Origin of the sequence: Lentzea albida (genome assembly GCF_900111005.1) — a bacterium.
In the GTDB taxonomy this organism is placed as follows: Bacteria; Actinomycetota; Actinomycetes; order Mycobacteriales; family Pseudonocardiaceae; genus Lentzea; species Lentzea albida.
In genome coordinates this window covers 47345-72215 of the sequence record NZ_FOFV01000014.1, presented here as the reverse complement: position 1 = coordinate 72215, position 24871 = coordinate 47345, and the positions used below count along the sequence as shown (strand labels likewise).

Sequence of the window (24871 nt, the reverse complement as noted above, 5' to 3'; positions counted from 1 at the left end):
CTCGACGCTGCTCACAACGTCCGATTCTGGCTGCGCGCAGGAGCCGTCCTCGACTTCCGTCACTCGATAGGGTCAAACGTTTGAGGCACGTGCACAACGCCGGGGTCCCTCTTTCGTGCACACAACCAGACCGGAACGGGCTATCGCCCCGAGCGGCCGGATGCGCAAGCCTCTGGCGGTGGTCGACATCCCCGCCCCGGACCCCGCCGCACCGCTCTACGACCGTGCCGCGACCCAGATCCCCCGCATCGCGGAGAAGGTGCTGGAGGCGTTCTTCGCCAGATCCGCGACCTACCGGCAGCTGCCGCACCAGCTGGTCGACCGCGAGATCACCGAGGCGGTGACCCGCCACCTGCAGGTCTTCCTGCGCGCGCTGCGGGAGCAACGGCCCCCGGCGGCCGAGGAGCTCGACATGCAGATCGCCACGGCCGTGCGGCGCGCCCAGCAGGGCGTTCCGCTCGACATCGTGCTCAGCACCTACCACGTCGCCGCGACCGTCGGCTGGGAGGCGATGGCCGCCGTCGCCGAACCGGAGGAGGTGCCGGACCTGCTCGCGACGGTGCCGGCGCTGCTGCGGTACCTGAGCGTCGCCGTGCCCGCGGTGGCCGGGTCGTACCTCGCCGAGCAGCAGGCCCTGCACGCCGAACGCCGCGAGGCGGGGCGGGCGCTGGTCGCCGCCCTGCTGACCGGCAGGGAGGCCGAGCCCCTCGCCGAACGGATCGGGCTGGAGCTGTCCGGCCACCACGTCGTGGTCGCCGTGCGCGTCGAGGCGCCGCCGTTGGCCGATGGCGCCGACGCACGGCTCGCCGCTCATGGCCTCGTGCGCCGCCTACGAGCCGAACTGCCGAAGCACGCCCTCTCGGCGTTGGACCACGACGGTGGCACGGTGCTCCTGCCGACCACCGCAGACGGCGTCGACGACGAACTGGAGAGCGCGGCCGAGCTCGTCCGCACCCTGCACACCGCCGCCGGCACCGGCCTGATCGGCGGGATCGCGGCCGCCGAGAGCAGGGAGGACGTCCCGGCCGCCGCCCGGCAGGCCGCCGACATCGCCGAGCTCGCCCAGCGCCTCGGCCGGCACCCCGGCGCGTACGTCCTCGACGACGTGCTGCTGGAGTACCAGCTCTGCCGTCCCGGCCCCGGCCGCAAGCGCCTGGCACGCGTGATGGACCGGCTGTCCGAGCACCCGGACCTGCTGCACACGCTGCGGACGTTCATCAACAGCGACCACAACCGCCACCGCACGGCCGACGAACTGCACCTGCACCGCAACACGCTCAACTACCGCCTGCGCCGCGTCGCCGAGCTCACCGGCTACAACCCCGCCGACCCCACCGACATCAGGCTGCTCTCGGCGTCGTTGATCGTGCACGACCTGAGGAACTGAAACGCCTGAAAGGCGAGCGCACCGGAGTGCGCTCGCCTTCTTCGGTCCGCTCAGATCAGTCGCCGTGCGGGTTCTGCACGGAGACGTGCACGTGGTCGTAGTGACCGTTGGTGACACCGGTGCCGGCGGTGTAGGTGCGCCAGCCCTCGGACGCGCGGGCGACGCTCCAGATCTTGCCCTGCCAGATCACGTAGCGGACGTCGAGCTTCGACGCGTACTTCTGCAGCCAGTAGGCCAGCTTCCAGCCCTGGGCCTTCTGCGACTCGGTCGGGTAGGTGCCGATCGCGTTCGAGATGGTGCAGTCGAGCGCGTTGCCCGTGTTGTGGTTGCTCGTCGCCGACTCGTAGCTGCGGTAGTCGCCCACCCAGCACTGCTTCTCGCCGGTCTTGGAGGCGATCTGGTCGTCGATGAACTGCGTCCGCTTGGTCGCGTTGGGCGCCTTCGCCGTCGCCTCCGGGTGCGGGTTCGCCTCCGGCGCCGGGTAGGTGCCCGGAGCCGGATCCGGGTCGCCCCCGGCGTCACCGATGCGGTGCGAGGCGTTCTCGTTCTTGAGCTCGGCCTTCAGGTTGCCCTTGGCGCCGGCCGCGAACGTCTGCTTCGCGCCACCGTAGTTGCTGTTGTAGAAGACCGTGACGGCCTTGTTCGTCTTGTTCCAGACCGACGCGGCGTTGTTCTTCACGCACACGCCCTGGCCGTTGCCCGCGCTCTTGAACTCGTAGCAGCTCGGCTGCGAGTCGCCGTAGTCCGCGACCGAGCCCGCGAAGTCGGACACCGAACCGGCCTGGTCGCTGTTGTAGTAGAGGCAGAACTCGCCCGACTCGCAGGAACCGTTGCGCTCCGTCGCCGCGTTGGCGACACCGGCACCGAAGGACGCGGTGACCAGCGCGCCCATCAACGCCACAAAGGTGAACTTCTTCAGCACGATCGACCCTTTTCGCTCACAGGTCCCCCGGCCTGTGCAGGGGAATCTTCGTTACGGCCGAAGAATTCCGCGAGGCGCTGACATTCCGCTGACACCGGGGGCCACCGAAGTGTCAGCGGGTGAGGTGCCGGGTCACTCGCAGGCGACGCCGTCCCCGTCCCGGTCGAGCCCCGCGCGGTAGCCGGGTGATCCCCGGTGCAGCGGTGCCGCGCCGGCCGCCTTGGCCGCGGCGCAGTTCGCGAAGTAGGCGGGCGCGGGAACCGGTACCGGCTGAGGTTGCGGCTGCGGCTGCGGTGCGACGGGTTGCGGTGCAGGAGGTGCGGGCTTCACGTCGAGGCCGCCACACGACGGTCCCCAGAAGCCCAGCGCGGCCGTCTTGGCAGCCGCCTCCGCGGCCTCGATCGCCGCTCCCGCCCCCGCCGCCGCACGCGCGGCGCCCTCGCTCACGGCGAGGATCGCGTAGTCCCCGCCACCCACCACCTGCAGGCTCGACACCACGGCATCGGCGGGCAGGCCCGACGCCACCACCCGGACGGCCTTGCCCACCAACCTCTTCGTCGCGAAGTCGGTCGCCGACCCCGCCCAGCACTCACCCGGCGCCGCGAGCCCCGAGACCTGAACCTTGACCCCACTGGACAGCACGACCGTCCGACCGTCCACAACGGACTGCACGGTGACCGGCGGAGGGGTCGTCGTCGTGGTCGTCGTGGTGACGGCCGTGGTGGCCGTGGTCCTCGTGGTGGAGGCGACGGCCGCGAGTTCGGTGGGCTCCCGCGTGCCGCACGCGGACACCACCAGCAGGGTGCCGGCCGCGATCGCGGCAGCCTTCGACAGCTGCGTGAAAACGGTCATGGCCGCCACATCGTGGCGATCGCGACGCGTCGTTACACAAGTCCGCGCGACTGGGCATAAAGCGCCGCTTGTGTCCTGTCCCGCAGTCCGAGCCTGCCCAGAATGCGCGAGATGTGGTTCTTCACCGTGCCCTCGGACAGGTACAACCGCTCGGCGATCTCCTTGTTCGTCGCCCCGCTCGCGACCAGCCGCAGCACCTCGACCTCGCGCACGGTCAGCGGTTCGCGCTCACCACCGGACCTGTCCAGCACCGCCGCCAGCCGTGCCGCCGCGGCCGGGTCGAACTGCGCCACCCCCGCCGCGGCCAGCTTGACCGCCGCGGCGAGCTCCTGCGACGGCAGGTCCTTGAGCAGGTACCCGCTCGCGCCCGCCCGCAGCGACCGCACGACGTAGTCCTCGTCGTCGAACGTCGTCAGCATGACGACCTTGCACGCGGGCGCCCGCCTGCGCAGCGACGCCACCGCCTCGACGCCGTCCATCCCCGGCATCCGCACGTCCATGAGCACCACGTCCGGCGCCAGCAGCACGGCCTGCTCCACGGCCTCGTGCCCGTCGGCGGCGGTGCCGACGACCTCGACGCCGGGCTGGATCCCGAGCAACGACGCGATGCCCTCGCGGATCAGCCGCTGGTCGTCGACGACCAGCACGCGCGTCACGCCGGCCTCGCCACGGGGATCGTGACGGTCAGCCGCGTCCCCGCCGCCGTGCTGGCGAGGTCGACCCTGCCGCCGGCGAGCGCGACCCGTTCCCGCATCCCGAGCAACCCGAGCCCCTCCGCCGCGGCACCCATGCCCCGTCCATCATCGGCCACGACCAGCCGTGCCCGCTCGGCGTCGAGCTCGACCGCGACGTCGATGCGCGTCGCGGCGGCGTGCCGGCGCGAGTTCGTGATGCCCTCCTGCGCCGCCCGGTACAGCGCGTGCAACGCACCGGTGTCGTGCCGCTCCGGCGACCCGCTGACGGTCAGCGTCACATCCCCTTGTCCCGCAACGAGTTCGTCCAGCGCGGACGGCAGGTGGAACGACCGCAGCGACCGGACCGACTCCCGCACCTCCCCCAGCGCCCTCCGCGCGGACCGTTCGGCGTCGAGCACCGCGGTCTTGGCCGTGCCGGGTTCGCGGTCGTGGAACACGGCGGCCTTCTCCAGCAGCACCACGATCGCCGTCAGGTGGTGGCCGAGGTCGTCGTGCAGGTCCCGCGCCACCCGAGCCCGTTCCGCCGCCGCCGACAGCTCCGCGACCGTCCGATGCGACTCCTGCAGCCGGATCCGCCCGTCGCGTTCCCGCACGGCCACCGCGGCCATCGTGATGGTGAGCACCAGCCCCACCGCGAACATCACCAGGTCCGACGCCTGTTCGACGTGCGCGTACCAGTCGGGCGTGCTCACCACGGCCACCGCCAGGCAGGCCGCGGCCAACCCGATCGCCACCCCCGGCCCGAACGCGAAGTAGGCCGTGAACGGCACGAGCAGCAACAGCACCCGCGCCAGCCCCGAACCGTCCACATGGGCCAGTCCGACGTACACGACCACCCGCAGCACCAGCAGTCCCGCCGCGACGCGCCTCGGCGTGCGCACCGGGTACCGCCGGAACTCGACGAGGTCCACGACCACGAGCACCGCCAGCCCACCGGCCAGCAACGGCACGTTGGTGCGACCAAGCCCCGACACCGCCGCGTACACACCCGCGACCAGCACCGCCGCGCACATCACGGGCGACACCCAGAACGCCGGTCGCGAGGTCCACATGCCGCTCAGGCTAGTGCCGGCCGAGCGGACCAGACCGTCACCGAAAGCCACACCAGCACCGCCGCGCACGCCACGTGCACCAGCGCCGACACCGGCGTGTCCGGCAGCACCGCGAACACCGCCAGCGACACGAACCCGATCCCGTAACCCCAGGCCGGCACCGCGGGGAACACCTTCGCCCGCACCATCGACGCCCCGAACAACGCGGAGCCGGCCACGAACACCAGCGACCCGGCCTTCAGCACCACCTGGGTGAACGGCACCACCGACCCCGGTTCCAGGAAGAACACCACGAGGTTCAAGGCGAACGCCACCCCGGTGAACACCCCGAGCCCGAGCAGGTTCGCCCCGAAGGCGAACACCCCGAACCGCCCCGACGCGTGCGCTTGGTGCCCGTGCAACGCCAGCACCGCGGGCACCCCGAACGCCGTCCCCAGCCCGATCACCGCGCTGGTGAACGCCGTCTCCCCGGTGAAGGCCTCCACGGCCCCCGGCACCCCGATGGACAGCGCGAGCACCACCCCGCACACCGCCCCGAACCTCGGCAAGACGATCCTGTTGTCCGTCACGCCACCGACGCTAGGAAAAGCGCCTGCGTGCGCCGAAGTCCCGACCGGCCACGTCGCACGCCGGAGGTCATGCCCGCAGGGGCGCCGATCGGCACGTGCACCCCTGCTGCTACCGGTCCCGTCAGGCAGGAACGTTCGCGACGAGCCAGGACGTCAAAGCTCCGTCACATCGTCCTCCTGCCGAGTCGCTGCCAGTTCCGGGACGGCGGCACCGTTCAGCCTTGTGGTGCCGTCCAGCAACGCCGTGCTGTCGAGCTGCGTCGGCATCGGCGTCTCCAGACGGCCGTTGGTGGCGGTGTGGGCCGGCTTGGCGGCATCCGCGTCGAGCTGCGAACTCGTGTCCTCCAGCAGAGTGCGAGGCAGAGCGCTCACCGCGGAGCGCCTGCCCGCCGCCTCGGGGCCGACCGGCGCCGAGAACCCGCTGGTCGAGCCCAGCAGGGGCTCGATCTCCTTGATGGCGCGCTCCAGCCGCATCGCCGGCCGCTCATCCCGGTCGAACGACAGGCGGTGCCGCGGAACGACCTCGATCAGGTCGTGCACGAGCGAGACGACCTGGCTCGGCAGTGCCGGGACCAGCTCGTCGAGCCGTTCGCACTTGACCTTGCCGTCGGAGATCCGCCTCGCGATCTCCTTCGCTCCCAGGTCTCTCGGGACGTCGTGGTACGGAGGTCGGCCGGTGAGCAGGAAGTACCAGGTGGCGCCGATCGAGTAGACGTCCGCCAGCTCGGCGTCGAAGTCGCGGCGCAGCAGCGCCTCCGGCGCCGTGTAGAGCGGGGTGCCCCCGAAGGCCTCGTCGTTCTGCTCGACCTGGTTCAGCACACGGGCGAAGCCCCAGTCCACCAGCATCAGCGTCGGGCCGTCCAGGACGGCGTTCGTCGGCTTGATGTCGCCATGGGTGACCTTCTTGTTGTGGGCGTGGACCAGCGCCCTGGTCAGCTGCAGGACGTGGTCGATCGAGTGCCTCAGCGTGTAGGCGTTCATCGACCGCTCGGTCGTGCTCTCGATCCACTGCACCAGGCTGCCCGGTTGGTAGAGCGGGGAGACCGTCCACAGGTAGCCGAGCTCACGTCCGGAGGCGAGGATCTGACCGATGTTCTGGTGGTGCAGCTTGGCCGCCGCCTCGATCTCGCGCTGCCACATGCGGCGCAGCGGGCTGCGGAACAGCTTCCGCTGGTCGCCCTCCTGGTCGCGGACGGCCTTGATGACGACGCGCTTGCGCGTCTGGAGGTCGCGGCCGAGCAGCATGCGGCCGAACGCACCGCGGTCCGCTCCCTCCAGCGGTTCGATCGCGCGGTAGCGGCCCGCGAAGAGGTGCGTCACCAGCTCCCGGTCCTCGTCGCTCCAGTGATCGGGGATCTGCATGTCCTCACCGGCGTCGGGCTCCGCGCCGCTGTCGGCGCGGTCGGCGGGGCCGGGCTGCTCGACCGGGGCCGCCGGCTCGTCGTCGGGGAGCGGTTCAGCGTCCAGCCGCGCCAGTGCCGCCTCGACCCTGCGCTTCTCCCGCTTCGTCACGATCTCCAGGCGTGCCGCCGCCATCACCCTCACCTCCTCGATCTCCGCGTCGCCGGTCAAGCGGTCCTTGATGACCGCGCGGTCGAGTCTGGCGCGGGTCAGGTTCCGGCTCGCCACCACGTTCATGTCGTAGCCCGTCTGCCCCCTCCAGATCTTGAGCAGCAACGGGACCAGGTCGAGCAGCACGCAGAAGACCACGATGAGCAGGTGCAGGAACGCCGCGGCCGGGTCTTTCCTGGTGAAGTCGAGCATCGCGCGCCAGCGGGCGGGCATGCCCTGGCTGGCCTGCGCGGCCGTGGTGACCACACCGACCTCCTCGGCGAGCTTCTTCTCCAGCTCGCTGATCTTGGGGTCGAGCGGTTTGCCCTTGGTCTCCCACTCCTGGCGCGCCTTGTCCCGTTCCGCTTCGGCCGCGGCCTTCTCCGCGTCGCGCAGCCGAGTCTTGTCCCCCTCGCCGCGCTTCCCGGTGACCTTGCCGGCTCGCACGAGGTCGTCGCAGCCGTCCGGCTCACGTTCACACACGGCGATGCGGCCCGCTTCGGCCGCTTTCGCCTCGGCCGCGGTCAGGTCGTTCTGCAACTTGTCGCGTTGCCCGCGCATCTCGTCGAGCGCAGCCGCTCTGGCGGTAGGGGCGTCCTGGGTACCGAGGACACCGACCGCCGAGTCCTGCACCTGGCGGGAGATCGTGTCGCGCATCGTTCGCTCGATGTCGTCCCGGAAGAACGCCATCGCGCCCGCCTCCGCGATGATGAATCCCAACATGCAGGCGACCAGTCCGCGCACGACGTAACCGGTCGTGGTGACGCCCTTGCCCTGCGACGGGTCGACCGTCCTCGCCGAGATGGCCCGGTCGAACAGCGCGACGAACAGACCCCACGCGAACGTGTAGGGCAGCGCCGCGGCGAAACTCGGCGCCACCCCCATGCCGACCGCGGCGAGCGAGAACAGGCCCCAGGCGATGAAGCCGTTCAGGAGCACGAAGAAGCCGGACAACTGGTACGACGAACGGTCGTGCCGGCTGGTGATCCCGCGCCAGGACGCGCCGCCGAGCCACGCGAAACCGTTTCCCAGCAACCAGATCGGCTGCAGGGGCCAGCGGGGCTTGGCCGTCGCCAGCACGTCGGACTCCAGACCAGGGCTGTTCACTGTGGTCCTACCTCACTCAGTTCTCGTGCTGAACGGCGGAAACGAGACCCTCCGGCGCGGACAGGCGCCACGGACGGAGGCGCCGGACATCGGCGTAACTGATCGATCCCGTGACGACGAGGTCTTCGAGCAGCTCGGGATCCGCGCCCCTGCGGCCGATGTCGGACCACGGGAACGCGGCGTTCGCGTCGGCCGCCGCGGCGAGCCGGTGGTAGGCGACCCGGTGGGACGCGCCACCCGGCACCTCGGACCAGGCCCGCACTCGCCCCGGCTCGGCCGAGGGAGGCCAGCGGACGGCATCGATCAGCGGCACGACCAACGCCTCGCGTTGCGTGGGCGAGACCACGATCGGCGGTGGCGCGCCTTCGAGTTCGGTGATCTCGTCGTCCGGACCGGCGAGCGGGCCACGACCGGCTCGCCGATCGCCGGAGTGCACCGTGAGCACCCAGGCCGGGCGGTCGGGAAGCCGGAACGCCAGCAGACCGTGCCGCGGTTCCACCCGGCTGCCCGCGCCGACGGAGCGCCAGGTCAGCTCACCCCAGTGCCTCGTCTTGCCCGGATTGCGCACTTCAGCGAGCACGAAGAGGGAGGCGGCCGAGACGCCGTTGCGCACAACGAGGTGTTTGCGCGAGATGAACGACTGGTCGGACGGGATGCGCAGGACCCGTGACCGGGCGCTGACCCGGTCGTCGCCGAGATCGGTCCCGCGGCCGACGAGCAGGTCCTCGTCGAGCCCGAGCCTGACCACGTGCACGCAGCGGTCGTCACGCCACACCGCCACGACGGACTCACCCGGTGCCGGGACGAAGTCCTCGGCGTCAGGCGTTCCCATGCAGCTCCAACCGCAACCGAACCTTCCTGCCGAGCCCGAGGATGTCGCCGTGGACCAGCACTCCGAGCTCGGTCGTCCGGGAGTTGATCGTCATCCCGTTCGCGCTGTTGAGGTCCTCGACGGTGAAGCCGCCGAGCCGAGGCGCGATCCGCACGTGCCTGCGGGAGACCGTGGGCAGGTCCAGAACGATCTCGCACTCGTCCGCGTCCCTGCCGATCACGCCTCCCCCGGCCGGCAGGGAGAAGCACTGCCCCGGCGCGTCGATCGAGACGAGCCGCGCCTGCTGCCTCGGCCCCACGCGAGCCGGCTCCCCCGGCTCCAGCAGGTGCGTGACGGGCTTCGGCCCGTCCTGCCCCGCGATCGTCACCCGCGCTCTGCCCAGCAGGACGCCGGAGTCCTCGCGGTACTCCCGGATCCGGACCGCGGCACCGCCCAACTCCAGCACCTGGACGTTCAACGACCGCTCGTCATCGATCAGGTCGCGGCCCACGAGCGCCATGTCCGCGGGATGCACGCACAGGACCACGAACCGGGTCTTGTCGCTGTCCGGCAACGACATCACAGCGCGCGCCGCACGACGTAGCAGCACCTGACGGCGGTTGCGGAACTCACCGTCCGCCGCGGACAGCCCTGCGGGATCCGCACGACCATTCGCAAATGCAACGCGGGCTCGGTGCAGCAGTGCCCACATCGTGCATCACATCCCTCTTTCGCAGCTGCAAGGATTATCGGCAGCCCGAACGCACATCGGTTCAGCACACCGCGGAAGACGTTCGTTTCTGTACGCAGCGGTGACGATCACTCGTCGACCGTCGTATCGACGACGCGAGAAATTCCGTTAACAGTCCACACCGGCACATCGAAGTCTTCGCAACGGCCTGGAATAGCGACCACCTTCGCCAATGGCCTGGCCACCAGCGTCCAACCGGGACGAACCCCGCCCAGAACTTCACTGGAACGGGCGAACACACCCGACGCACGCCGCTGCCGCCACAATGGACAAAAATGTGCCAACCCAGGCGAGCGAACCGCACGTCGCCGATTGCGGAGCGAAAGAGACTCGAAATCCGTGCACTGCCATTGAAGTCCACAAAGGACCGTTGTCGGCCGAGGAAGAGGGCCGTGGCAGTACGACGGCAGGTTCATCACCGAAAGCGGAACAGGGTTGCGGCGCAGAGCCTCCCCGCCGCCCGGCGCCGTTCCGCCCCGGCCCCGAGATCGCGCAGGGGACGCCGGATCCTCGACTACCTCCGGTGCCGCCCTGCACATCACCCGTCAACGGCGCACCGCGCACACCAAGATCCACCCGGAACAGCAAAAAACCCGTCTGACCAGCGAGGTTCGCCAGTCAGACGGGTTTCTGCTTCAAGTGGAGCTGAGGGGACTCGAACCCCTGACCCTCACACTGCCAGTGTGATGCGCTACCAGCTGCGCCACAGCCCCTTGAAGGTGCACGTTCCCGGCGGGTTTCCCTGTCGTTCTCGTGTGGCAATACCGTACAACACCCGTGCCACAAGATAAAAATCGGGGGTCCCCGAACCACGTTCGACCTGGTAGGACCGGGTGCCCACAACCAGAGCACTCCCCCGGAGCAGCCAAAATTCCAGGCCTCCGCCCACCGTCAGCGGGAGTGATTCACGGCACAGATGAGCCCCAAAACGCACAACGCCCGGCCCCGCGAGAAGCAGGGCCGGGCGTCAACCGGCGCGGAAGGCCTTACTTGGCCAGGTCGGAAAGCCAGTTCTTGTTGTCCAGGTCGACGAGCTTGCCGCCGGCAGCGACACTCGGCGTGCCGCGGAACCGGCCCGTCTCGGCGTCGCGGAGGACCGGGTCGTTGCTGGTCTTGGACATCAGCTCGTCCAGCTGCGCCTTGTAGGTCTGGTTCTGCACGCACGACTCGAAGCCGGCCGACGTCACGCCGACCTCCTTGCCCAGCTTGATGAGCTGGTCCTTGGTGTAGCCGGCGTCGCCCTCCTCGGGCTGGCTGTTGAACAGCGCCGCGTGGAACGCGTTGAACTTGCCGTCGTCGGCCACGCACAGGGCGGCGTTGGCCGACTCGGTCGAGTAGCCCTCGGGCTTCGAGAGGCGGTTGAGCATCGGCAGGATGTTGTAGCGGATCTTCACCTTGCCGTCCTCGACGGCCTTCTTGATGTCGGTGCCGTAGGTCTTCTCGAACGTGCCGCAGATCGGGCACAGGAAGTCCTCGTACACGTCGACCGTGACGGTGGCCGTGTCCTTGCCGACGAGCACCGTGTTGCCCTCGCGGACGGCGGGGGCCGAGATCGTGTGGTCCGCGGGGGCCAGCGGGATGGCGTCCGAGGCGGATGTCGAGGGCTTCATCTGCTCGTAGACGACGTATCCGATGACCGCCACCGCCAGGACCGCCACGACGGCGATGCCCGCGATCACCTTCGTGCGATCGGAACCGCCCGTCGAACGGGCCTGGACCACCGCACGCGCGGCCTGCTTCTTCTTCCGCGCACTGCGCTCTGCTCCACCCACGGCGACGAGGGTAGCGACACAAACTAAAAGAAAGCTGAGCGCGCAATCACGCTTCCGGGTGACGTGGCTTGCCGCCCACGCGTTCGCCGGTCGGGACCTCGGCGCTTTCGTCCAGGCAGCCGCATTCGGGTGCGACTGCGGCGGCCGTGTGCTCCTCTTCGTGCGTGGGCAGCGTTTCGGGGGCGGTGAACCAGAAGAGCACCGAGAGCAGCAGTGCGGCGCCGGTGATGGCGAACGACGCCTCGAAGCCGAACGAGTCGGCCAGTACGCCCGCGCACAGCGGGCCGATGATCGCGCCCAGGTCCGTCACCATCTGGAAGCCCGCGAGGACGGGGCCGCCCTTGCCGCGCGGGCCGATGACGTCGGCCACGACGGCGTTCTGCGGCGGGTTCAGCAGGCCGGCGCCCATGCCCGCGACCAGGGACGCGGCCATGAACGTCCACAGGTCTCCGGTGAAGCCCATCCAGACCGTCGCGGCACCGCTCACGAGCAGGCCGGCGATGGCGACGGGCTTGCGGCCGCGGGTGTCGGCGAGCCGGCCGGACAGGAACAGCATCGCCGCGTTGCCGCCGGCGAACACGGACATCGAGATGCCCGCCACGGCCGGGCTGTGCTTCAGGGCCTCGATGACGAACACCGGCACCAGCGAGATCCGGACGCCGAACACCGCCCAGCCGTTCGCGAACCCGGACGCCAGCGCGGCCCGGTAGGCGCCGTGCCGCACGGCCTCGCGCACGGTCATGGGCGTCTCGGTGTTGGTCCTGTCGATCTCCACCAGCGTCGAGCGCCGCAGGAAGAACCAGACCACGAACGCCGCGAGGCACAGCAACAGGCCGTACGACACGAACGGCACCCAGAGCCCGAACGGCACGAGCCCAGCGCCGAGGATCGGCCCCGCCACGTTGCCGATGAGGAAGCCCGCGGCCCACATCCCGGAGGCCCGGCCGCGCATCGGCGCCGGGGTGATCCGGATCAGCAGGCCCAGCGCGGCGACGGTGAACATCGTCGACCCCACACCGGCCACCGCGCGCCACGACAGCATCTCGGCGTAGCTCGTCGAGAACCCGCACATCGCCGTGCCCAGGGCCACGATGAGGATGCCGACGATGTACACGCGCGGCTCGCCGAACCGGTTGACCAGCCTGCCGCTGACCGGCGCGAACGCCAGCCGGACGAACGCGAAAGCGCTGATCAGGGCCGCGACGGCGGTGTGACCGACGCCGAACGAGGCCGCGTACACCGGCAGAACGGGCGCCACGATCCCGAACCCCACGGCGATGATGAAACTCGCCGCGACCAGAACCCACACCTCGACCGGCAACCGCTCGCGCACAAAGCCTCCCTTAGCCCTGCTAAGGATATGTCACGCGGCAACTAAGTAACTCAGTCGAGTAGCTCATCAACCCTGCGTACGTACGCCGTCACCGGATACGCCGCGACGAACCCGCAGGCCTCGGCGAAACGCTCGCCCGGACCCTCGTCGACCTGCGACGCGACCAGCATCGCGCCCGCCGACCGCAGCGCGGCCACGGCGGAGACGACCAGCGACCGCCCGACACCCCGGCGACGCCGCGCCGGACGCACCACGCACTGCTCGACGAGGCCCACACCGCGCTCGGCGAACCCCGACGCGAACCCGCCGATCCGGTCGCCGTCGTCGACCACGAGCACCAGGCACCGCGGGTCGTCCAGCCGGTGCCCGAGCCACCGCGACAACCGCTCCCGGTTGCCGACCAGCTCGTCGGACAGCAGCTCCACGATCCCCGGAACGTCCGCGTCGACGGCCCGCCTGACCTCGGCGGACGCCGACGAAGCCCCGCGGTGCACGACCGTCAGCAACTCCTCGACCGCGTACCAGCCGGAGTCGTCCGCGATGCCCTCGATCTCGTCCACTGTGGTCGGCGACGCGTACACGACGGCCTCCGCGCGCCCCACGTCCGCGAACGTCTGCTCCAGCTGCAACAGGGTCGACGCGACCTCGACCGACGTCCCGTCGAGGGCGCAGCCGAAGTTGCCGGACGGCAGCGGGTTCTCGCGGTTGACCACCACCGCGGCGCTGCCGACCTTGCCCACCTTCCCGTACCGGACGGCGCCGGACGCGAGCCGCGCCCCTTCCACCAGGATCGCGAGCGACCGCGACTGGTAGGGGTCGAGCAGCTCCGGGTCGTCCGGGTCTCGCAACGGGTCAACCAACGCGGCAGTCCTTCCGATGGGCTCCTGCAACCCTGACACACTGGACGACGTGGACCTGCCCGACCTCCCGGTGAAATCCGTCCTCCCGCGACTCCTGGAGCAGCTCCGGGAACGCGGGGCAGCCGTCCTCGTGGCACCGCCGGGCACCGGCAAGACGACGCTGGTCCCGCTCGCCCTCGAAGGCAGGGTGGTCGTCGCGGAACCGCGGAGGATCGCCGCCAGAGCCGCCGCCGCACGGATGGCGAGCCTGCTGGGCGAACCGGTCGGCCACACCGTCGGCTACTCGGTCAGGGGCGACCGCAAGACCAGCAGGCACACCCGCATCGAGGTCGTGACCAGCGGTCTTCTCGTCCGCCGGCTCCAGCACGACCAGGAGCTCAAGGGCGTCGGCACGGTCCTGCTGGACGAGTGCCACGAACGCCACCTCGACGCCGACCTGCTCCTCGCGCTCCTGCTGGACGCCAGGGCGGGCCTGCGCCCGGACCTCAGGCTCCTCGCCACGAGCGCGACCGTTGCCGCGCAGCGGCTCTCGGACCTGCTCGACGCCCCGGTCCTGGAGTCCGAGTCGCGCATGTTCCCGACGGAGATCACGTACGTCCCGCCGACGCGCAACGAGCACATCGAGAACACGGTCGCGCGGGCCGTCAACAAAGCACTGTCCGAAGTGGATGGCGACGTGCTCGCGTTCCTGCCCGGTGTCCGGGAGATCAACCGCACCAGGGGCCTGCTCAACGCGGACACCGTGATCCTGCACGGCCAGCTGAACTCGCGGATCCAGGACGAGGCGCTGCGACCCGGCCCGCGCCAACGGGTCGTGCTCGCCACGAGCATCGCCGAGTCGAGCCTCACCGTCCCCGGAGTCCGCGCCGTGGTGGACGCGGGCCTCGCCAGGGTGCCGCGCGTCGACCACCGCCGCGGCCTCGCGGGCCTCGCCACGATCCGGGTCTCCCAGGCCGTCGCCGACCAACGCGCCGGACGAGCCGGGCGTGAAGCGCCCGGTCGCGTCTACCGCTGCTGGCCGGAGCACGAGCACTCGACGCTCCCCCGCTACCCCGAACCGGAGATCAAGACCGCCGACCTCACCCGGCTCGCGCTCGAGCTCGCGGTGTGGGGAACGCCGGACGGCAGCGCCCTGAACTGGTGGGACGCCCCGCCGGAGGGTGCGCTCACGGCGGCGCAGGAGACGCTGAACGCCATCGGCGCGCTCGACCCCGACCGCCGCGACCGCATCGCGAACGTCGGCCTGCACCCGAGGCTCGGCCGCGCCCTCATCGACGGCAGCGCGCTCGCGGGCAACCGGACCGCCGCCGAGGTCGTGGCCCTGCTCGACGACAGCGCGCACCCCGCCACCAGCGACCTCGCGACGGCTCTGAAGTCCCCCGGCAAGTGGCGCCAGGAAGCCAAGAAGCTCGAGAAGCTCGGCACGAACCCGGCAGGCAACGGCGACCCGGCGCTGGTCGTCGCCCTCGCCTACCCGGAACGGCTGGCGAAGCGCAGGTCCAAGAACAGCAACGTCTACCTGATGGCCAACGGCACGGCCGTCGAGCACACCGACTCGCACAACAAGTGGCTGGCGGTAGCGATCGCCGACCGCGAGCCGGGCAGCAAGCACGGCCGCGTCCGCCTCGCCGCCCCGGCCGACGAGGAGCTCGCCGTCACCGCAGCGAAGGCCTTGGTGCACACCGAGGACGACATCCGGTGGGGCGGCGACGTCATCGCGAACGAGGTCCGCAAGCTCGGCGCGATCACCCTCGACGAACGTCCGCTGAACGACCTCGCCAAGTCGCAGCAGGCACTGCGCCTGGGTCTGGAAGCCGAAGGCCTGGGCCTGCTGAAGTGGCCCGACGCCGCCCTGCGCCTGCGCGAGCGCATGGCGTTCCTGCACCGGACCCGCGACTGGCCGAGCGTCGACGACGAGGCCCTGGTCCGCGCGATCGACCTCGGCAAGGCGAAGAAGCGCTCCGACCTGGCCAAGATCGACACCGTGGCCCTGCTGCGGAGCCTGCTGCCGTGGCCGGAGGCGGCGGAGTTCGACAAGCTCGCCCCGGAACGCATCGGCCAGGGCAAGGTCGACTACACGCAGGACCAGCCCGTCCTGTCCGTCCGCATCCAGGACGCGATGAAGTGGGCCGACACCCCGCAGATCGCGGGAGTGCCGGTGGTGGTGCACCTGCTCTCCCCCGCCGGCCGTCCGACCGCGGTGACGAGCGACCTCAGAACGTTCTGGCGCAACGGTTACGCGCGCGTCCGCAGTGAGCTCAAGGGCCGCTACCCCAAGCACCACTGGCCGGAGCGCCCGTGGGACAGGAGCAGGTGAGCGTGGAGGGCGTCCGCCCGCTGATGGATCAACCGGCCACTGATTCCGCGATTCCCGCGCGGGTGGGGGCCATGCGGCGCATGATGCACCGGGCGGCCGGCAGCGCGGCCGCCGCGGACGTCGTCGAGGAGGAGCTGGCGCGGTGAGACGGGTCTGGGACGACGCGGTCCGCACGCTCGGTGGTGCACCGGACGCGGGCGATCTGATGGAGCGCTACGCCGAACCGCACCGGACCTACCACAACACGTTCCACGTGGTGTCGGTCGTGCGCGACTCGTCGGCGCTGGCGGACGCGTTCGCGTTCACCGTGGAGGAACGCGCGGTGCTCGCACTCGCGGCCTGCGCGCACGACGTCATCTACGAGGGCGCGCCCGGCGAGGACGAACGCGCGTCGGCGGCGTGGGCCCGCAAACGCCTGGCGGGCCTGGACGAACCGCACATCGCGCGCGTGGAGTCGTTGGTGCTGGCCACGATCACGCACTCGTCCGACGACCCGCTGGCGCACGTGCTGCTCGACGCCGACCTGGCCATCCTCGGCTCGGAGCCCGAGCACTACGACCGCTACAGCCTGGCCGTGCGGCAGGAGTACGCGCGGTACGACGACGCGACGTGGCGCGCGGGCCGGTCGAAGGTGCTCCAGACCCTGCTCGAGCGCGAGGCGCTGTTCGTGACCGAGCCCGCGCGACAGCTGTGGGACGCCGCCGCGCGGGCCAACCTGGCGAGGGAACTTCAGTCCCTGGCCTGAACCTCGAGACGCGCCTTCCGCACGCTGTAGCCGAAGTAGATGGCGAACCCCAGCACCATCCAGGCGAGGAAGGCGATCCAGGTGTCCAGCCCGAGGCTGAACATCATGTAGACGCAGAAGGCCAGGCCCAGCAACGGCGTCACGGGCGAGAACGGCACCCGGAAGCTGCGCTCGCGGTCCGGCTCGGTGCGGCGCAGGATGATCACCGCGACGTTGACCAGCCCGAACGCGAACAGCGTGCCGATGCTCGTCGCGTCGGCCAGCGATCCGAGCGGCACGAGCGCGGCCAGCACGGCGATGAACAGGCCGACGATCACGGTGTTCGCGAACGGCACACCGGTGCGCGGGCTGAGCTTCGAGAAGATCGACGGCACGAGTCCGTCGCGCGACATGGAGTAGAGGATGCGGGTCTGTCCGTAGAGGACGGTCAGCACCACGGACGTGATCGCCACGACAGCACCGATCGAGAGCAGGATCGGCCAGATCGTGCTGCCGGTGTTGTCCGTCAGCACCCGCGCCAGCGCCGCCTCCGTGCCCTCGAACGTCTGCCACGGCATCGCCCCGACCGCGGCCAGCGCGACGGCGCAGTACAGCGCGGTGACGACGACCAGCGAGATGATGATCGCGCGCGGCAGGTCGCGCTGCGGGTTCCTCGCCTCCTCACCGGCGGTCGACGCGGCGTCGAACCCGATGTAGGAGAAGAACAACGTGGCCGCGCCGGCGCTCATCCCCGCCAGCCCCAACGGGAACAGCGGCGCGAAGTTGCCCGCCTTGAACGCCGTGAACGCGACCGCGCAGAACATCAGCAGCGCACCGACCTTCACCCACACCAGGACGGTGTTCGTGCGCGCACTGCCCTTCGCGCCGCCGAGCAGCACCAGCATCGAGATCACCACGACCAGCACGGCGGGCACGTTGACGATCCCGCCCGCTCCCGGCGCCTGGCTCAGCGCGTCCGGGATCCGCAGCCCCGTCACGAGGTGCAGCAGCTCGTTGACGTACTGCCCCCACCCGACCGCGACCGCCGCGACCGAGACGCCGTACTCCAGCACGAGGCACCAGCCGCAGACCCACGCGACGAGCTCGCCCAGGGTCGCGTAGGTGTAGGAGTACGAGGACCCGGACGCGGGGATCAGGCCCGCGAGCTCGGCGTACGACAGCGCGGAGAACAACGCCGTGATGCCCGCCAGCACGAACGACAGCACGATGGCGGGTCCGGCGAGCGGCACCGCCTCGCCCAGCACGACGAAGATGCCGGTGCCGAGCGTGGCGCCGATGCTGATCATCGTGAGGTGGCCGACACCCATGGTGCGCTTGAGTTCGCTGCCGGGATGAGTCAGCTGGTCGATCGGCTTGCGCCGCAACACCCGCGCCCCGATGCGCTGTCCGTTGCTCATCAGGACAACCTAACGCCAGGGCCCGAACCTATTTGCCACCCGTCGGGCGGAACGTGCGGCGGTACGTGTCCGGCGGCACACCGACGGTCCGCTGGAAGTGGCGGCGCAGCGTCGTGGCCGTGCCCATCCCGGACGCCTCCGCGATCCGGTCCACGCTGTCGTCCGTCATCTCCAGCAGCTCCTGCGCCCGCCGGATCCGCTGGGTGTGCAGCCACTGCAGCGGCGTGGTGCCCGTCACGGCCTTGAAGAGCCGCGTGAGGTGCCGCGAGCTCATGCCGGCCTGCCGCGCCATGTCCTCGACGCTGATCATCTGGTCGAACCGCGCCGACACCCACTCGAACAACTCGGTGAGCGGATGCCCCTCCCCCGACGGCACCGGCGCCGGCACGAACTGCGCCTGCCCGCCGTCGCGGTGCGGCGGCACGACGAGCCGGCGCGCGGCCGTGTTCGCCGTGGCGGCACCGTGATCACCGCGGATCACGTGCAGGCTCAGGTCGATCGCCGCCGCCTTGCCCGCACTCGTCAGCACCTGCCCGTTGTCGACGTAGAGCACATCGGGGTCGACCTCCACCCGCGGGTACCGCCGGGCCAGCTCGTCGGTGTGCCCCCAATGCGTCGTGGCCCGCAACCCGTCCAGCAGCCCGGCCTCGGCCAGCACGAACGCCCCGGTGCACAACGACACGATCCGCGCCCGTCGCCCGTGAGCCGCCTTCACGGCCTCTACGAGATCCGGGTCGAGCGGCCGGTCGACGTCCGCAACCGCAGGCACGACCACCGTGTCCGCGTGCACGAGCCCGCTCAACGGAAGATCGGGCTCCACCGTGAACCGCCCCACCCGCACCGGCGAGTCACCGCAGATCCGGACCTCGTAGTCGAGGTGCGGGGCGGTGAAGATCTCGTACGTCGCGGTCAGCTCGAAGTGCAGCATCCCGTCCGTCACGGCAAACGCCAGCATGTCCGAAACTGTACGCATCACGTCGTTCCAGACACTGGCCGGGGACCGCCTCCGCGACTTGGATGGTCCACATGGGACACCACATCGCCGTCTACGGCGCCTCCGGCCTCACGGGACGCTTCGTCGTGGCAGAACTGGAGAAGCGCGGCCACACCGCCCTCCCGTTCGGCCGGGCACAGGCAACGGCCGACGACCCGGCGGCCCTGGACCGAGCCCTCTCCGGCGCCGCAGCGGTGATCAACACCGCGGGCCCGTTCGCCGTGACGGCCCTACCGCTGATCGCCGCCGCAGAACGAGCCGGCATCCCGTACGTGGACGTGGCGGCCGAGATCGAGGCGAACGCCGACACGTTCGCCCGAGGCGCCTCAGTCCCGGTGGTCCCGGCGATGGCGTTCTTCGGCGGCCTGGCCGACCTCCTGACCACCGCCGCGATGGCCGACTGGCCGGCAGCCGACGAGGCCCGCATCGCCTACGGCCTGAGCGACTGGCAGCCCAGCCCGGGCACCCTCACCGCGGGCGAGGTCTCCCGAGACCGCCGAGGCGGCCGCCGCGTCCGCTTCCACAACGGCGAGCTGACCTACCACGACGACACCCCGACCACCCTCGACTGGGACTTCCCGGACGGCACCCGCGAGGTGATCGCCGAGTTCTCGATGGCCGACGTCGTCACGATCCCCAGCCACCTCAGAATCGCCACGGTGACCGACCACATGGCCACCACGGCCGCCGCCGGCCTGGCCGCAGGAGGAGTGCGCCAGGAGCCTGAGACCTTCGAGGTGGACGTCCGAGTCCGCCGGGCGGGCGAGGAACGCCGGCTGACCGCGACGGGCAAGGACATCTACGCCGTGAGCGCCCCTCTGGCCGTAGAAGCCACCGAACGCCTGCTGTCCGGCCGCTTCACCACGACCGGCGTCGCCTCCGCGGGCAAGATGTTCGACGCACCCGACTTCCTGAGGTCGCTGGCAGACGTCATCAAGGTCAGCGGCAGTTCTTGACAAACTCCACAAAATCGGCGCCGGCCAACGTCGCCCCGCACACTCGATGGGCCGCGATGTCGCAAAGCGACGAGCCGGCCCGGGGGTCCGGGGGCGGAGCCCGCCGGCTGGGGGTCTGGGGGCTCGGCCCCCAGAAGACACCCGGAACGACAAAGGGTGAGCGCTGTCCGCGAACAGCGCTCACCCATGGAGTGGAGGTGCCGGGAATCGAACCCGGGTCCTGTGGCGGTTCATCAGGGCTTCTCCGTGCGCAGTCCGCTCTGTCTCTGCTTGACCCCACCAGTCATGCGGACGAGCTGGTGTGACGGGCCCAGTCGCTGTGAGTTTCCCGAACAGCCCCCGCGACCGGGACTGCTGGTAAGCCCTCTAGCTGATGCCGAACACTAGGCCGAAGGCACTCCTAGGTCGACAACCACTAGCTCTGCTGTCAGGCAGCGAGAGCGTAAGCGGTGCGCTTGTCGTTAGACGTGGCGCTTATTGGTTTGCGATGACGCTTGCGGTGGTCTCTCGCCTGCACCGGCACGCTTCCCCTGAATCAACGTCCACAGTCGAAACCGTTCACCCCCTTGTAGTGGTACGCATAGCATAACGACTGCAGCCACTGAGTTCTTCCCGAGGCAGGTAGGGCTGTCCCCACCTTCGACCGGATGGCTGGCCAGATGGTCTCTGACCAGCGGGAACGACAGCATGGACGTCATGAGGAAACCGAACGCGCTCGCAGCCGGGGTCTACCTGCTGACCAACCTGGTGACCGGCATCTTCTGGTTCACCCTCACCGTCGTGCTGACCGTGGTCGGGTTCGCGACGGCGGTCCTCTGGGTGGGTCTGCCGCTGCTGTGGCTCGCGATGAACGTCGTGCGGGGCGGCGCGACGGTCGAGCGGGCGTGGGTCAGGGCGGCGTTGCGCACGGACATCCCCACGCCGTACCGCGACCGGCCGGAGGGCACGCTCTGGCAGCGCTGGAAGTCCCAGTTCACGGACCCGGCGACGTGGCGCGACTTCGGTTACCTCCTCCTGCTGCTGCCGCTCGGGATCTTCGAGTTCGGCGCGGTCGTCGCCATGTGGTCGGTCGCGGCGGCGTTCATCGCCGTGCCGTTCTGGATCGGCGACGCGCCGTTCGCGGTGGTCGTGGGCGAGTTCTGGACCATCGACTCGTTCGCGTCGGCGCTGCCGGTGACGCTGATCGGGCTGGCGCTGATCCCGTTCGCGGCGCTCGGCACGCGGTGGCTGGGGACGCTGCACGGGCGGTTCGCGCGGGGGATGCTCGGGCCGACGCGGGCCGACGCGCTGGCGATCGAGGCGGAGCGGCTGCAGTCGAGCCGGGCGCGGGGTGTGGAGGCGGCCGAGGCGGAGCGCCGGCGCATCGAACGCGACCTGCACGACGGCGCGCAGCAGCGGCTCGTGGCCGTGGCGATGGGGCTGGGCCGGGCGAAGTCGAAGATGGACACCGATCCGCAGGGTGCCGCCGAGCTCATCGCGGAGGCGCACGCGGACGCGAAGCTCGCCATCAAGGAGCTGCGGGACCTGGCGCGGGGCATCTACCCGTCGGTGCTGGGCGACCGGGGGCTCGACGCGGCGCTGTCCGCACTCGCCGCCCGCGTGCCGATCGAGGTCGACCTGCAGGTCAACGTCGAGCCGCGCCCACCGACGGCGGTCGAGAGCGCCGCGTACTTCACCGTCGGCGAGGCGCTCACGAACATCACCAAGCACTCCAACGGCACCAGGGCGACCGTGCGGGTCAACAGGGTGGACACGGGGGTGCTGGTGGAGGTCACCGACAACGGTCAGGGCGGCGCGGAGCTGAAGCCGGGCGGCGGTCTCGCCGGGCTCGCCGACAGGGCTGCCACGATCGACGGTGTGGTTGTCGTCGTCAGCCCCGTGGGTGGGCCGACCGTCATTCGAGCGGAGTTGCCGTGCGCGTGGTGATCGCTGAGGACTCGGTCCTGCTGAGAGAGGGCGTGCAGCGGCTGCTCGCCGACGAGGGCATCGAGACCGTCGCGGCCGTGGAGAACGGCGACGGCCTGCTGGACGCCGTGACGGAGCACAAGCCGGACCTGTGCGTGGTGGACGTGAGGATGCCGCCGACGTTCACCGACGAGGGCCTGCGGGCCGCCATCGAGTGCCGCCGCCGCTACCCCGGCCTGCCGGTGCTGGTGCTGTCGCAGTACGTCGAGGAGCGCTACGCCGTGGAACTCCTCGCGGGCGGCGCGAGCGGCGTCGGGTACCTGCTCAAGGAACGGGTCGCGGACGTGAAGGAGTTCGTCGACGCGGTGCGGAGGGTCGCCGACGGCGGCACGAGCATCGACCACGAGGTGATCACGCAGCTCATGGTGCGCAGCAAGAAGAGCCCCGTCGACAAGCTGACGCCGCGCGAACGCGAGGTGCTCGGGCTGATGGCGCAGGGCCTGTCCAACACGGCCATCGCCGCCGCGCTCGTCGTCTCCGACGGCGCCGTCGAGAAGCACGTCGGCAACATCTTCGCGAAGCTCGGCCTGGAGCCGTCGAACTCCGAGCACCGCCGCGTGCGCGCCGTCCTCGCCTACCTGGACAGCTGAAGCAGCCGGGCGCCGGTGTCGTGCAGCACCATCTGCAGGGCGGCGGCGTCCAGGCCCCACGACCTGATGGCGTCGATCTGCACCTCGTACGGGTACGGGATGTTCGGGAAATCGGACCCCAGCACCACACGGTCCGCGAGCCCGGCGACGCGCGCACGCCAGTCGGCCGGCAACGGCGCCATGGCCTCCGAGAACGGAACGCCCACCATCGTCGTGTCGACGTGCACGTTCCGATAGCGCTCCACGAGGTCCAAAGCGCCTGAGTAGTTCGGCATGCCCGCGTGCGCGAGGACCGCCGTCAGCCGCGGATGCCGCCGAAGCACCTCCTCGAAGACGTCCAGCCCGGTGAACTCACCCGGCATCGGCCCGTCGCCGCAGTGCACGACCACCGGCACGCCGGCCTCCGCCAGCTGGCCCCAGACACCGTCCAGCAGGGCGTCACGCGGGTCGTAGGCACCGACCTGGACGTGCGACTTGAAGCACCGCGCACCGGCCTCCAGGGCCTTGCGCACGTACGCCTCGGCACCGGGTTCGGCGTAGAACGTGCCGGTCGGAACGGCCTCGGGCACGCGGGCCGCGAAGTCGGCCGCCCACGCGTTCAGCCACTCCGCCATCCCGGGCTTGTGCGGGTAGAGCAGGGGCGCGAACGCGGAAACGCCCAGCTCCCGCAGTGCGGCGAGCCGGGCGTTCTCGTCAGTTCGGTACCAGATGATCCAGTCGACACCGCTTTCGCGCACGCGGTCGAAGTACGCCCAGACCTTGTTCAGGACGTTCTCCGGCATGAAGTGGACGTGGACGTCCACCAATGCCATCAGTAGCGGCCCTTCAAGGCCCGTCCGTGCGCACGCGCGATCTCGCGGTTCGCGTCGCGCTTCGCCAGGTCCTGGCGCTTGTCGTAGGCCTTCTTGCCCTTCGCGAGGGCGATCTCGACCTTGACGTAGCCGTCCTTGAAGTACATCTGCAGCGGCACGAGCGACAGACCCGACTCCTTGGTCTTGCCGATGAGCCGTTCGATCTCGCTCTTGTGCAGCAGCAGCTTGCGCTTGCGCCGGACCTCGTGGTTCGTCCAGGTGCCCGCGACGTACTCCGGAATGTGCAGCGCGTGCAGCCAGATCTCGCCGTCGTCGACCTGGGCGAAGGCGTCCACGAGGGACGCCCGGCCCATGCGCAGGCTCTTCACCTCGGTGCCGACGAGCTGAATGCCCGCCTCGTAGGTGTCCAGAATGGACCAGTCGTGCCGAGCCTTGCGGTTCGACGCGATGACCTTCTGCCCGCGTTCCTTGACCATGACAACCAGTCTAAGTGGTCGGCAAAACTCTTAAAGACGCACGTAGAGACGCAGTGTCACGTAGCCGGTCGTCGCCGAGATGACGATGGCGACGAGGAACAGCCACGGCGACACGATCAGGATGTCCAGGTACCCGATCGGCGGGATGATCCCCGACTCGGTGAGGTTCCTGGTGATCCGGTCGAGGAAGAACGCCTTGAACAGCACCAGGCCGGCGACCGCGGTGACCGAGCCGATGATGCCCGCGACGACCGCCTCGATGAGGAACGGCAGCTGCGTGTACCAGCGGGTCGCGCCGACCAGTCGCATGATGCCGACCTCGACGCGGCGGGTGAACGCCGACACCTGGATGGTGTTCGAGATCAGCAGCAGGGCGGCGAACGCCTGGATGAGCGCGAGGATCAGGGCGACGTCGCGGAGGCCGTTGAGGCCCTCGAAGAACCTCTCCAGGAACTTGCCCTGGTCGTCGACGCCCTTCACACCGGGCTTGCCCTCGAAGGCCTGCTTGATGACGTCGGTGCGCTCCGGGTCCTCGAGCTTCACGCGGAACGTGGCGGGGATCGCCTCGGGACGCGCGAGCTTGAGCAGTTCCGGCTGGGCCTCGAAGATGCGCTTGAAGCGCTCGAAGCCCTCGTCGCGGTTCTGGAACACCACTGTCTCGACACCGGACGTCTGCTCCAGCTGCGAGCGCAGACCCGCGCACGGCTGCTGGGTGCAGTCCTTGTCGTTGGCGCTGACGTCGTTGGTCAGCAGCACGGAGACCTCGAGCTTGCCCGCGTAGTTGGCCTGCATCTTGTCGACCATGCGGACGACGAGCAGGCCACCGCCGAGCAGCCCGAGCGAGATGGCGGTCGTGAGGATCATCGCGATCGTCATCGTGACGTTCCGGCGAAGTCCGGTGATGACCTCGCTGAACACGAAGCTGGTACGCATCGGGGGCGGGGTTCCTTGGGGTTC

General features: G+C 70.2%; 23 protein-coding genes, 1 tRNA gene and 1 other RNA gene. 7 read left to right on the top strand and 18 right to left on the bottom strand.

The window, feature by feature from the left end; genetic code table 11:
• The first annotated feature begins 160 nt into the window (after nucleotides 1-160).
• The gene (locus tag BMY74_RS29910) at nucleotides 161-1387 is read left to right on the top strand and encodes a PucR family transcriptional regulator (protein WP_089921837.1); all 1227 of its coding nucleotides are present in this window, start codon (nucleotides 161-163) and stop codon (nucleotides 1385-1387) included.
• 55 nt (nucleotides 1388-1442) lie between these two features.
• Here the strand turns inward: BMY74_RS29910 and BMY74_RS29905 are convergent, their stop codons facing one another.
• From BMY74_RS29905 to BMY74_RS29850, 12 genes are all read right to left on the bottom strand, one after another.
• The gene (locus tag BMY74_RS29905) at nucleotides 1443-2309 is read right to left on the bottom strand and encodes a peptidase inhibitor family I36 protein (protein ID WP_245786434.1); all 867 of its coding nucleotides are present in this window, start codon (nucleotides 2307-2309) and stop codon (nucleotides 1443-1445) included.
• Nucleotides 2310-2441: 132 nt separating this feature from the next.
• Entirely contained in the window at nucleotides 2442-3161 is a 720-nt protein-coding gene (locus tag BMY74_RS29900) for an excalibur calcium-binding domain-containing protein (protein ID WP_089921836.1), read from the bottom strand.
• A gap of 32 nt (nucleotides 3162-3193) precedes the next feature.
• Nucleotides 3194-3817, bottom strand: coding sequence for a response regulator transcription factor (locus tag BMY74_RS29895; RefSeq protein ID WP_089921835.1), 624 nt, complete (start codon nucleotides 3815-3817; stop codon nucleotides 3194-3196).
• Complete coding sequence (locus BMY74_RS29890; RefSeq protein WP_089921834.1) at nucleotides 3814-4908, bottom strand: sensor histidine kinase; 1095 nt, start codon at nucleotides 4906-4908, stop codon at nucleotides 3814-3816. Before BMY74_RS29890 ends, BMY74_RS29895 begins: the two co-directional genes overlap by 4 nt.
• Nucleotides 4909-4913: 5 nt before the next feature.
• A complete protein-coding gene (locus BMY74_RS29885) occupies nucleotides 4914-5477 on the bottom strand; it encodes a hypothetical protein (RefSeq protein ID WP_089921833.1) in 564 nt (187 codons plus the stop codon).
• Nucleotides 5478-5630: 153 nt separating this feature from the next.
• The gene (locus tag BMY74_RS29880) at nucleotides 5631-8135 is read right to left on the bottom strand and encodes a DUF4407 domain-containing protein (RefSeq protein WP_089921832.1); all 2505 of its coding nucleotides are present in this window, start codon (nucleotides 8133-8135) and stop codon (nucleotides 5631-5633) included.
• A gap of 16 nt (nucleotides 8136-8151) precedes the next feature.
• Nucleotides 8152-8967: a hypothetical protein gene (locus tag BMY74_RS29875; protein WP_089921831.1), complete on the bottom strand. Its 816-nt coding sequence runs from the start codon at nucleotides 8965-8967 to the stop codon at nucleotides 8152-8154.
• The gene (locus tag BMY74_RS29870) at nucleotides 8954-9556 is read right to left on the bottom strand and encodes an FHA domain-containing protein (RefSeq protein ID WP_177229982.1); all 603 of its coding nucleotides are present in this window, start codon (nucleotides 9554-9556) and stop codon (nucleotides 8954-8956) included. Before BMY74_RS29870 ends, BMY74_RS29875 begins: the two co-directional genes overlap by 14 nt.
• Nucleotides 9557-10337: 781 nt before the next feature.
• Nucleotides 10338-10410 (bottom strand) — tRNA-Ala (locus BMY74_RS29865).
• A gap of 273 nt (nucleotides 10411-10683) precedes the next feature.
• Nucleotides 10684-11469 carry a DsbA family protein gene (locus BMY74_RS29860; RefSeq protein ID WP_089921829.1) on the bottom strand — a complete coding sequence of 262 codons (786 nt, stop codon included), beginning with the start codon at nucleotides 11467-11469 and terminating at the stop codon, nucleotides 10684-10686.
• A gap of 46 nt (nucleotides 11470-11515) precedes the next feature.
• Entirely contained in the window at nucleotides 11516-12802 is a 1287-nt protein-coding gene (locus BMY74_RS29855; protein ID WP_089921828.1) for an MFS transporter, read from the bottom strand.
• Nucleotides 12803-12852: 50 nt separating this feature from the next.
• Nucleotides 12853-13662: a GNAT family N-acetyltransferase gene (locus BMY74_RS29850; protein ID WP_089921827.1), complete on the bottom strand. Its 810-nt coding sequence runs from the start codon at nucleotides 13660-13662 to the stop codon at nucleotides 12853-12855.
• Nucleotides 13663-13711: 49 nt separating this feature from the next.
• Between BMY74_RS29850 and hrpB the strand changes: the two genes are divergently transcribed.
• Genes hrpB through BMY74_RS29840 form a run of 3 tightly spaced genes read left to right on the top strand, consistent with a single transcriptional unit; the run spans nucleotide 13712 to nucleotide 16724 of the window.
• Nucleotides 13712-15979 carry an ATP-dependent helicase HrpB gene (hrpB, locus tag BMY74_RS29845; protein ID WP_089922013.1) on the top strand — a complete coding sequence of 756 codons (2268 nt, stop codon included), beginning with the start codon at nucleotides 13712-13714 and terminating at the stop codon, nucleotides 15977-15979.
• Nucleotides 15961-16125, top strand: coding sequence for a hypothetical protein (locus BMY74_RS45285; protein WP_177229981.1), 165 nt, complete (start codon nucleotides 15961-15963; stop codon nucleotides 16123-16125). Before hrpB ends, BMY74_RS45285 begins: the two co-directional genes overlap by 19 nt.
• Nucleotides 16122-16724, top strand: coding sequence for an HD domain-containing protein (locus BMY74_RS29840; RefSeq protein ID WP_245786433.1), 603 nt, complete (start codon nucleotides 16122-16124; stop codon nucleotides 16722-16724). Before BMY74_RS45285 ends, BMY74_RS29840 begins: the two co-directional genes overlap by 4 nt.
• Here BMY74_RS29840 and BMY74_RS29835 read toward each other — a convergent pair.
• Both BMY74_RS29835 and BMY74_RS29830 read right to left on the bottom strand, forming a co-directional pair.
• A complete protein-coding gene (locus BMY74_RS29835) occupies nucleotides 16709-18121 on the bottom strand; it encodes an amino acid permease (protein WP_089921826.1) in 1413 nt (470 codons plus the stop codon). The two genes, BMY74_RS29840 and BMY74_RS29835, sit on opposite strands and share 16 nt — an antisense overlap.
• A 28-nt stretch (nucleotides 18122-18149) precedes the next feature.
• A complete protein-coding gene (locus tag BMY74_RS29830) occupies nucleotides 18150-19094 on the bottom strand; it encodes a GlxA family transcriptional regulator (protein WP_089921825.1) in 945 nt (314 codons plus the stop codon).
• A 53-nt stretch (nucleotides 19095-19147) separates the two neighbouring features.
• On the opposite strand from BMY74_RS29830, the gene BMY74_RS29825 reads away from it, so the two are divergent.
• On the top strand, nucleotides 19148-20071 hold the full coding sequence (locus BMY74_RS29825) for a saccharopine dehydrogenase family protein (protein WP_089921824.1): 924 nt from the start codon (nucleotides 19148-19150) through the stop codon (nucleotides 20069-20071).
• A gap of 189 nt (nucleotides 20072-20260) precedes the next feature.
• On the opposite strand, the gene ssrA is transcribed toward BMY74_RS29825, so the two are convergent.
• Nucleotides 20261-20637, bottom strand: a transfer-messenger RNA (tmRNA) gene (gene ssrA / locus BMY74_RS29820).
• A 121-nt stretch (nucleotides 20638-20758) separates the two neighbouring features.
• Between ssrA and BMY74_RS29815 the strand changes: the two genes are divergently transcribed.
• Together BMY74_RS29815 and BMY74_RS29810 are read left to right on the top strand one after the other, a co-directional pair.
• Nucleotides 20759-21997, top strand: a complete 1239-nt coding sequence (locus tag BMY74_RS29815; RefSeq protein WP_425434868.1) for a sensor histidine kinase — start codon at nucleotides 20759-20761, stop codon at nucleotides 21995-21997.
• Nucleotides 21985-22626: a response regulator transcription factor gene (locus BMY74_RS29810; RefSeq protein ID WP_177229980.1), complete on the top strand. Its 642-nt coding sequence runs from the start codon at nucleotides 21985-21987 to the stop codon at nucleotides 22624-22626. The genes BMY74_RS29815 and BMY74_RS29810 overlap by 13 nt, the downstream gene beginning before the upstream one ends.
• Here BMY74_RS29810 and BMY74_RS29805 read toward each other — a convergent pair.
• Genes BMY74_RS29805 through ftsX form a run of 3 tightly spaced genes read right to left on the bottom strand, consistent with a single transcriptional unit; the run spans nucleotide 22611 to nucleotide 24847 of the window.
• Nucleotides 22611-23438, bottom strand: a complete 828-nt coding sequence (locus BMY74_RS29805) for an amidohydrolase family protein (protein WP_089921823.1) — start codon at nucleotides 23436-23438, stop codon at nucleotides 22611-22613. The genes BMY74_RS29810 and BMY74_RS29805 overlap by 16 nt on opposite strands.
• Nucleotides 23438-23914 carry an SsrA-binding protein SmpB gene (gene smpB, locus BMY74_RS29800; protein ID WP_089921822.1) on the bottom strand — a complete coding sequence of 159 codons (477 nt, stop codon included), beginning with the start codon at nucleotides 23912-23914 and terminating at the stop codon, nucleotides 23438-23440. The genes BMY74_RS29805 and smpB overlap by 1 nt, the downstream gene beginning before the upstream one ends.
• A 30-nt stretch (nucleotides 23915-23944) precedes the next feature.
• Nucleotides 23945-24847: a permease-like cell division protein FtsX gene (gene ftsX, locus BMY74_RS29795; protein ID WP_089921821.1), complete on the bottom strand. Its 903-nt coding sequence runs from the start codon at nucleotides 24845-24847 to the stop codon at nucleotides 23945-23947.
• Between the last annotated feature and the right edge of the window lie 24 nt (nucleotides 24848-24871).